15 protein-coding genes are annotated in these 7,869 nt (G+C 34.6%); all 15 read right to left on the reverse strand.

What is annotated here, in order from left to right; genetic code table 11:
• The coding region (locus KGZ89_06740; GenBank protein ID MBS3974542.1) for a WGR domain-containing protein at positions 1-897 on the reverse strand (897 nt) is incomplete at its 3' end.
• A 36-nt stretch (positions 898-933) separates the two neighbouring features.
• The gene (locus KGZ89_06745; protein MBS3974543.1) at positions 934-1,374 is read right to left on the reverse strand and encodes a hypothetical protein; all 441 of its coding nucleotides are present in this window, start codon (positions 1,372-1,374) and stop codon (positions 934-936) included.
• Positions 1,375-1,401: 27 nt separating this feature from the next.
• Positions 1,402-1,761 (reverse strand): hypothetical protein, encoded by a 360-nt coding sequence (locus KGZ89_06750; GenBank protein ID MBS3974544.1) that lies wholly within the window; start codon positions 1,759-1,761, stop codon positions 1,402-1,404.
• Positions 1,762-1,773: 12 nt separating this feature from the next.
• Positions 1,774-2,433, reverse strand: coding sequence for a hypothetical protein (locus KGZ89_06755; GenBank protein ID MBS3974545.1), 660 nt, complete (start codon positions 2,431-2,433; stop codon positions 1,774-1,776).
• Between the two features lie 43 nt (positions 2,434-2,476).
• Positions 2,477-3,406, reverse strand: a complete 930-nt coding sequence (locus KGZ89_06760) for a hypothetical protein (protein ID MBS3974546.1) — start codon at positions 3,404-3,406, stop codon at positions 2,477-2,479.
• 9 nt (positions 3,407-3,415) lie between these two features.
• Positions 3,416-4,261 (reverse strand): AP2 domain-containing protein, encoded by an 846-nt coding sequence (locus KGZ89_06765; protein ID MBS3974547.1) that lies wholly within the window; start codon positions 4,259-4,261, stop codon positions 3,416-3,418.
• Positions 4,246-4,773 (reverse strand): macro domain-containing protein, encoded by a 528-nt coding sequence (locus KGZ89_06770; GenBank protein MBS3974548.1) that lies wholly within the window; start codon positions 4,771-4,773, stop codon positions 4,246-4,248. Before KGZ89_06770 ends, KGZ89_06765 begins: the two co-directional genes overlap by 16 nt.
• Positions 4,751-5,134 (reverse strand): hypothetical protein, encoded by a 384-nt coding sequence (locus tag KGZ89_06775; GenBank protein MBS3974549.1) that lies wholly within the window; start codon positions 5,132-5,134, stop codon positions 4,751-4,753. The genes KGZ89_06770 and KGZ89_06775 overlap by 23 nt, the downstream gene beginning before the upstream one ends.
• A gap of 180 nt (positions 5,135-5,314) precedes the next feature.
• On the reverse strand, positions 5,315-5,593 hold the full coding sequence (locus KGZ89_06780) for a hypothetical protein (protein ID MBS3974550.1): 279 nt from the start codon (positions 5,591-5,593) through the stop codon (positions 5,315-5,317).
• On the reverse strand, positions 5,586-6,284 hold the full coding sequence (locus KGZ89_06785; protein ID MBS3974551.1) for a hypothetical protein: 699 nt from the start codon (positions 6,282-6,284) through the stop codon (positions 5,586-5,588). The genes KGZ89_06780 and KGZ89_06785 overlap by 8 nt, the downstream gene beginning before the upstream one ends.
• Before the next feature lies 1 nt (position 6,285).
• Positions 6,286-6,522, reverse strand: coding sequence for a hypothetical protein (locus tag KGZ89_06790; protein MBS3974552.1), 237 nt, complete (start codon positions 6,520-6,522; stop codon positions 6,286-6,288).
• 12 nt (positions 6,523-6,534) lie between these two features.
• Positions 6,535-6,879, reverse strand: a complete 345-nt coding sequence (locus KGZ89_06795; GenBank protein ID MBS3974553.1) for a hypothetical protein — start codon at positions 6,877-6,879, stop codon at positions 6,535-6,537.
• Positions 6,872-7,387: a hypothetical protein gene (locus tag KGZ89_06800; GenBank protein MBS3974554.1), complete on the reverse strand. Its 516-nt coding sequence runs from the start codon at positions 7,385-7,387 to the stop codon at positions 6,872-6,874. The genes KGZ89_06795 and KGZ89_06800 overlap by 8 nt, the downstream gene beginning before the upstream one ends.
• Positions 7,388-7,390: 3 nt before the next feature.
• Positions 7,391-7,681 carry a hypothetical protein gene (locus tag KGZ89_06805; GenBank protein MBS3974555.1) on the reverse strand — a complete coding sequence of 97 codons (291 nt, stop codon included), beginning with the start codon at positions 7,679-7,681 and terminating at the stop codon, positions 7,391-7,393.
• The coding region (locus KGZ89_06810) for a hypothetical protein (protein ID MBS3974556.1) at positions 7,681-7,869 on the reverse strand (189 nt) is incomplete at its 5' end. The genes KGZ89_06805 and KGZ89_06810, both read right to left, overlap by 1 nt.

Here is a 7,869-nt window from a genome sequence, read left to right on the forward strand (position 1 = left end):
ATTACCATACTCTGTAATGGCTTTATCAAATGGAGCTTGCTGGTTCCCAAGATTAATTTTATAGATGTTTTTAACCTTAGAACCCATGATTCGACCACCATGTTGGGCATTCTTACTTTCATTGTAGTACTTAACAATACGATCAATTGTAGCAGAATCTTCAACATGAGAAATACCAAAGTTAAAGATTTTTTCTACTTCAACTTCTTCTTTAGGTTTATCTTCCTGATTCTTTTTAAGTTCTTCAATAAGGTCTAATGTTTCCAGAAGTGCTTTACAGATTTCACGTTGTTCGTCAATGTTTTTCTGACTAAACAGTAGGTGACGTTTATCACGTGTGGTTGCTACTTTATTAGGGATGAGAACAAAATAAGAATCATTTAAAGTTAAGATCTCATCTTCACCTTTTCCACACTTTTCATATTCATCTAAGAGGGATTCAATATTGCCAAGGTGGATCATTGCTTCTTCTACAGCAGATTTCTTTACAACCCCCAAAGGAGTCTTAAACAAACCATCTTTTTCATCATATTTAATGTTAGTAGAACTGGTGATGTTATGAATGTTTGCTTTAGCAATTGCTTGAATAAGATTACGACTTGTGTCGTCTTTACAATCAATCTGCTTAAGTGCAATATCTACTACGTTGACTTTTTGAGTCAACCCAGTTTCACCAGAGACAGCTTCTAGTTGTGCTTCTTTATAACCTTTCTTGATTTTAGATGCAACAAGACTGTCAAACTTCTTTTTACCACCAGAGTAAGAAGTGGTTTGGACTCCACCACCTACACGACCAAAACGAACTGCAATGTTTCCTACGTCGTCTAAGGTTGCTTCATAGAATTTATTGTTATTATTCTTTGAATCAAACATAATTAACATTTTGCTTTCGGACATCTCACCTCCTCTTGAGTTAAGAAAGGGCTTTCGCCCTTAAAGTTTTTCCAGAAGTTTAAGTACAGCTTCTTTATCAAGAACAGTTGTACCTAGGAGTGCCTCTACTTCCTCAATTTGGAATACATCTCCAACTTGATGAGTGTTAACTGGAGGACGGATCTTGTTCTTTTCATTAAGGAAGAGACTCTCTTGAAAAGCAAACTGACGAACATATTTACCTTTAAGATTAGTGATCTCAACAAGATTGATGAGTTTATGAAGCTTTTCTACCGGGAATTCAGGCACCATTTTAGCTTCAACTTCTTCACGCAGATCATCTAAAGAACTTCGAACAGTATCAAGTTTCTCATAAACTTCTTCAAAGAAGCTAGAATCTAAAATATATTCCATATCTTTAAGAAACTCTTTGGGAGAGTTTTCAGCATATTCCTTAAGATCTTCAAACCAATCATTAATTTTATCAAACAGTGGATTCATAAATTACTCCTCTAATTAGTACTACAATTATACCTTTTCAAAATCAATATCATCGCAATCGTTGACGTCTTCGTAAACATCACCAAAGTCTTTAATTGCAGATTTAACTAAGTCCATATAAACTTGGTGATCTCCCCAACACCCAATGCTAAAGATAATCTTCTCACCATCATAAATCTCTTTATAGTCAGAAGAACATGAGTGTGTCATAAAGATGTTCCGGGACTCTTTTGAAGTCACAAAGCTCAACCAAAAATGCTTGAAATCCAACGTGGAGATTTCTCCCGTAGTCCGAGTAAAATCACGTAGAGCAGAGGATACAGCCCCATAAACTTCAAGAGCTTTATCTTTTGAACAACAAACAAAAACTTTATGATCAACACTCACAATATCTCTCCCTTAGAATACTTGGTTTAATTCAGTTAGAGTCAGAACAGAACCTTCTTGAGTGAGGATAAACTCACCATCTCCAACAGAATCTAGAGTATAGTTGCCTTTTGGTGTTTTTACAAGGAAAGAATCCACATTTCCAGTAGAAAAATAAACAACTTTTCCTTCAAAATATCCATTTTTAGCTTCAGGAGTCAAGCCAACATTTACATTTTCACCTTTAACATATAAAGCTTTTACATTTTTAAGTGTATATTTTTCACCTGTAGAGTAGTATACTGTGATGTCAGTTTTCTTACGAACAGGAACTGGTTTACGCTTTTTGTGGAAACGTGGTTTTGCTACTTTAACTTCTTTATTCATATCTTCTCCTAAAAGTACATTAACAAATTGTTCCGGGCTAACTTTATAATAACCGATCTTCTTTATCTCAGATTCTATCCAACCTGATAGATGACTCTTTTCAAATTTACTTCTATTATCTACAAACCATACACCATCATGGAATGTGTGTGACTCTCTAAAGCTTATATAAATAAAATTTTCTAGTTCCCAACCTTCAATACCACCAAGCTTATTAAAAATTTCTGTTAAAAGTTCTCTAGCTTTTTCTTTACCGTAGTGTTTAAGAAATTCTTCTTTTAAAACATAACCATAAAAATCATTCATATTATCCCTCTATTTTATCAATTAAAGTAAGATCTAATTGTGATCACTTTTTATCCCCAACTTTATTTTTCATGATTGAACTTAAAGATACAAGTGGAGTTTTTGGTGCTGGTTTCTTTTTAGGAACATAATCCTTTACAAACGGATTGAGGTTCTTAGCCATCTCAGGGATAGACATACCTAAAAGTTTACTTGCTTCTACCATCTTAGCACCTACATCTTTCCCAACAAGGACAATATTGTCTTTTGTATATCCCTTATCTTGATCAAGAAGAATGAAAACTTTCTGTGCCATTTCAACTGGCTCACCAGTTAGTTTGCACTTAGTGCCAGAGAACTTAGCTTTGAACTCTGCAAAACTGACAGTAAAATCTTTTTTCTCTGAAGATGCATGTTTAGCCATATCAGAGTAGTAGGATGCGATACGAACATCTGAAGCAATTTGACGATCTGACATTTTAAGAACCCCTTCGTTATTTCTGGACAACTCAACCTTTTGAGTAACCACTCCACTCACTTTATCATAGAACTTTGAATAGTCAATACCTTTAAAATGATTTTTATAGACATTGAATTCAAATTTACATAAAGCATTGTATTTATAAGATAAAAATTTCTGGTACTCAGGTGTAACTTTTTCCTGAATAACTTTTAAGATCTCTTCTTGTCCTTGGTCAATACGTACAACTTTGATCTCTGTCTTATCAAGGGTATAATCTTTAATACGATTAACCTGTGCAGAAGTTAGACAAACATTTCCACGTTCATATCCTTTCTTGTCGTTGATACGTTCAATAGAAATTTTATGCTTATCATTATCAAAAGGAACACCTGTATAATCACAGTAACCATTGTTGCGAAGAAATAATACTTTCAAATCATCTAATGTCAATTTGAAGTCTATTCCGCGCTTCCTGGCATCACGCTTTTTAGATTCAAAACGTTTCTTAAGTTCCTGTTCATCTAACTTCATAAACACCTCTTATTTGATTACAATAGCATTTTCAGGGATTTCAGCTTCATCAAGTACATAGATGATAACATCATGTCCTGCTTGACACAATGTCTTTTTGACCATGAGTTCAATAATATCCCAATCTCCTTTTGCCTTTTTAAGAATTTTAGATATATATTGTTGTCCTAGCTCATTTAGATTTAAAGTATGTGGCAATTCATGATACTTAATATACGCATCCCTGTAAAGTGCTGCTATTTCTTTATTAGAAAAGTATTTTTCTGTTACTTTCCCTTTCCATCTAATGCTGGCAACCCACTTAGAAGATCTTTTATCCCATTTAACACCAATGTAACCAGAAGAGTTGTTCTTCTGTCTCCCTCTGTGGGCAGATTGAGTGGATCTATTTGCCCATATGCAATTTTCTTTTGAATATCCCAAGGAATTATCTAATCTTTCTATGGAGTATTTAATGTCTGGGCATGTTCCCATATCCCTAAGAAAATTTTCAAAACTTTCTTGCCATTCAGGACAAACAGAGATACCTTTTCCACCATATACTTGGTTATTGCTATCTCTGCATCGTTTATTTATATCTTCCCAAGTTCTGTATTCCTTAGATTTTTTATGTCTCTTTGCATGATCATGTTTTCTATTTCTTACAGTTATTACGTTTGTCCTTTCACAACCACAGGAGACTGTTAATCCAGATATAATATGACTAGCTATTCTGGATAGCTCCTTTCCACAATCACATCTACAAAATACTTCCGTATTATGATTACCTTTATAATACAAGCTCTTGAGTACTAAAAGTTTTCCGTATTTGTTACCAATCATTGCATCAGGATCAATTTTTATTCTTTTAACCAAAGTTCAATATCCTTTAAAGTATAAATAGTAACGTTGAAACCAGATTTTAGCAAGGTAGATTCAATCATGCGAGAAACAATTCTCCAATCGCCCCCGGCCAAACCACAACCTATAAGTGGAAGTCCTACTTTAAGATCTTCACCTAAAGCATAACATTGCAGTTCAAAAGCCATTAAATCAAGAGCATCATATAGGGCATTGTAATCTAAATCTCGCAGACCATTTTTTCTTCCTGTATAATTATATTGACTATATAAGTTAAAGACAAGAGGTCCACTGCTGTACCCATAATGCTCAGGATCACCTACAGTAAAACTCCCAAGCTTTAGTTTATCACCTTTACGTGTTTTACAGTCAGCTTCATAAGCATAAGGAAAAGCAGATTTAATCAAAGGGGCAATCCCACTTCCCATGGTGCATAAGCAGTTACAACCATGGGCTATGACTTGAACTTCATTGTTTGCTGCTGCTGAAATTAAATCCCCAACTTTATAGACTAATTTGTTCTGCATCCTTCATCTCCATAAGTTTCTCTAGATACTCTTGTGCCATCTTTTTATAGTTTGTTGGAAAGAATTCATGATAATATCTTTCAATAAGCATTCTAATGCTTGGTTCGGCACCACTTTCAATGTTAGCACACTGTGGACGTAAATCAAACATACTACTGTCCTTAGTAACCTTTGCTTCTTCAATTAGTTTATCAAGATCTCTGATCTCAAGCTTAAGTTTATGGCAAGTCTTGCTAAAATAGCTTTGATCCATTTTCTTCCTATTGACCGGATATCTACGAAACGCATGTAAATCTTCAATAAGCTTGTTTCTAGAGTTGTTTAAAGCTTTAATCAGTTGTTTTTTGTTACTATTCATCACCAAGACATCTCCTCCAGTTGTGAATTAGACACACCAATTAAATCAGCTAGATCACTATTTGTCAACAACTTCCGTTCTAAAAGATTGGTGATTAGTAAGACGAACATCTCACTAACATTATTTTTAGATTGTTCCAACAACAGTTGCTCTAAATTAAAAGTATTTGACTCAGAGCAATCATCATTGAAAAGCAAGAAATGTTTGTACTGTGGGTTTAGCATAAGTTTTCTCCTCAAATCTTAGTTCACCTTTAAGTTTTTGAATTCGTTCTGGTTTGACATCTTGACCCCAAAACTCTTTTTCATGGATCCGATAACTCCATACTGTCATAAAGGAATCTTGTTCACCATTTTCACTTTTAATCCGAACAGTTTTATTGTAAATGTCTCGGATGGTTGCTTCTTTACCATCTACCAGAACAATTTCATAGATCTTATATGGTGTTTCAGATTTAGTCATCTTTTTTATTCTCTAATTTATTCCAATCATTTAGACCTAACGCTTCAATGCCTGTGTTTTGAACTAAAGCTGTTAAAGAAGCTTCAATTTCAATCTTCGCACCTTCAACCATTTCTTCTGTCTCCTCACGGAAAGCTTTTACTGCAAAAGCTGCACTATCCGGGAAACGTTCAACCATATGCCAGATCACCTTTTCCAGGCTCTCTAACTCTTTCTTGCCAGCTTTACCTTTAGCCACTAAATCTTTGACTTGATTCAATGCATTTTGGGCATGTTGCATGTGATTTTTAATAAGGTTTTCAAATTCTTTCTCTGAATAATCTGCTTTACTATTCTGAGATTCAATCCAAGGAATTTCCCCTTCACCACGAATATATCGTAAAGTAACTGGTGTTCCTGACATACCATGAGATGATACAAATTTAGCCCATTGAGCTTCAGTCATATCAAGTTCAAGAACTTGGCCTTTCTCGTAATACCAAGAACGACCTAATGAGCGTTCCTCAATGGCATTAGCAATGCGAATAGTTACAGTATTGTCATGTCGCAAGTCTGATCCAAACATTTCCTTTCGTCCACCACTAGGGCGTGTCACAGAAATCAAACCATATGCAGGATGACTAATCTTTTGTGAGACATCTCCTGCATGTAAACTTTCTGTAATCAAAGGTTTTAAATTTTTAAATGCCATCTTAACTCCCCCTTGGGTATTCTCTTTCATAAGTTCTAAAAGTCAAACCATCCCGATACCAGTCCAAACCAAGATATAAGTCTGTGATGTGGTCAATATCAATCACCACGGCATTACCAACTTCATACTGTTCACCATAAACATCCACATAGGTTGGCCTATTGTCAATCAATAAAACAGCTACAACTTTTGTGTAAATTTTATCACTTTCTTCTTTTACATAAAGTGAATTTAACATTTTATTCTCTCTTTAATATGGACCAAAAACAGGAGTATAACCTCTTTGCTTTGCAAAAGCAACCCAATGTTCATTAGCAAAAGATCGTCCTTTGATGCACTCGATAAAATTTGAACAATAGAAATCCAAAATGTCTTCCATCTGATTATCAAATTCATAATAGAATTCATCTTTTTCATTGTAACGTTTTTCTAGTGTAATATTTCTTCCACCATCATCATACAGGTACATATGACTTTTTGCCCCAGTGTTGAGGTCGGCATACCACACTTTCTTCTCACGATCATAATGAATTGAGACCTCAATCCCTGCATTAAGTAGAATACCTAATGAGTCTAAAACTGTGTTACTAAACATTTTTATTTCCTTCTACAATAGTTACACCAACCATAGTTAAGGTAGATTCAGACATATAACCATATTTTTCACAATGTTTTAAATCTTTCTCAAGTTGTGCATGTTTTTCCTCAAAAGATTTTTTAACTAAAGATGAGATAACCTCTTGATTCATTTTTGGTTTAAGATTCTCTAGTTCTTTTAATTCTTGTTCATGCTTCTTTTTAAGTTCAATTAACTTGTTATTATGTTCAACTTCATCCATTGCATCTTTGCACACACAGCAATGACCAATGTCATAATATCCTGTAAAGAAACCTCGACCTTTTTCTAATTCACCTTGAATGGGAAGTGCCTTCCTGCCGCAATAAGCACAATATTTATGATAGAAACCTTCAATGGACAGAACTTTTGTTGGTTTTGCTCCAGATGTAGAATTATACTCACACACATACCCGTCTCTACCGTATACATGATGAAAGAATGGGTAGGCACGTTCATCTACATGTTCTTCATTACGTCGCGTCATTTATTAATCCTCTAACAAGTAATCGTGGAGTTCTTCACAACTTAAACCTTCTTCCCACATGAAGTGAACATCTTTTGTTTCACTTCCATAGTTGGCATCTATTGGGAAGTAGCGGAACTCATAAGGGTTACTATTCTTTTTAATATTCAGCATTATATCCATCTCACTATCAATGATATTTCCTATATCATTATATGTTAATGCACACTGAGATAATAAAGTAGGGAATGGAGAAACACCATCATCCCACCCTAAAAGAACCATAAAGCATAAGTCTTCATTAACACTTTTCATCAGATTTCCTCTTCGTATTTGATGAACTCAGTGTATGCTATTACGTTAGGTTTGTCAAAGTAAAATGCACCATTAATAACAGCTACATTACTACCAATAGCCCTGTGTACTTCACAATACCCATACTCACCATCTTCCATGTAGACGAGCCACATACCTAAAGGAAGATCTTCTATTGACTTAACTTT

This window comes from Actinomycetota bacterium (assembly GCA_018334075.1).
GTDB lineage: Bacteria > Actinomycetota > Coriobacteriia > Anaerosomatales > UBA912 > JAGXSC01.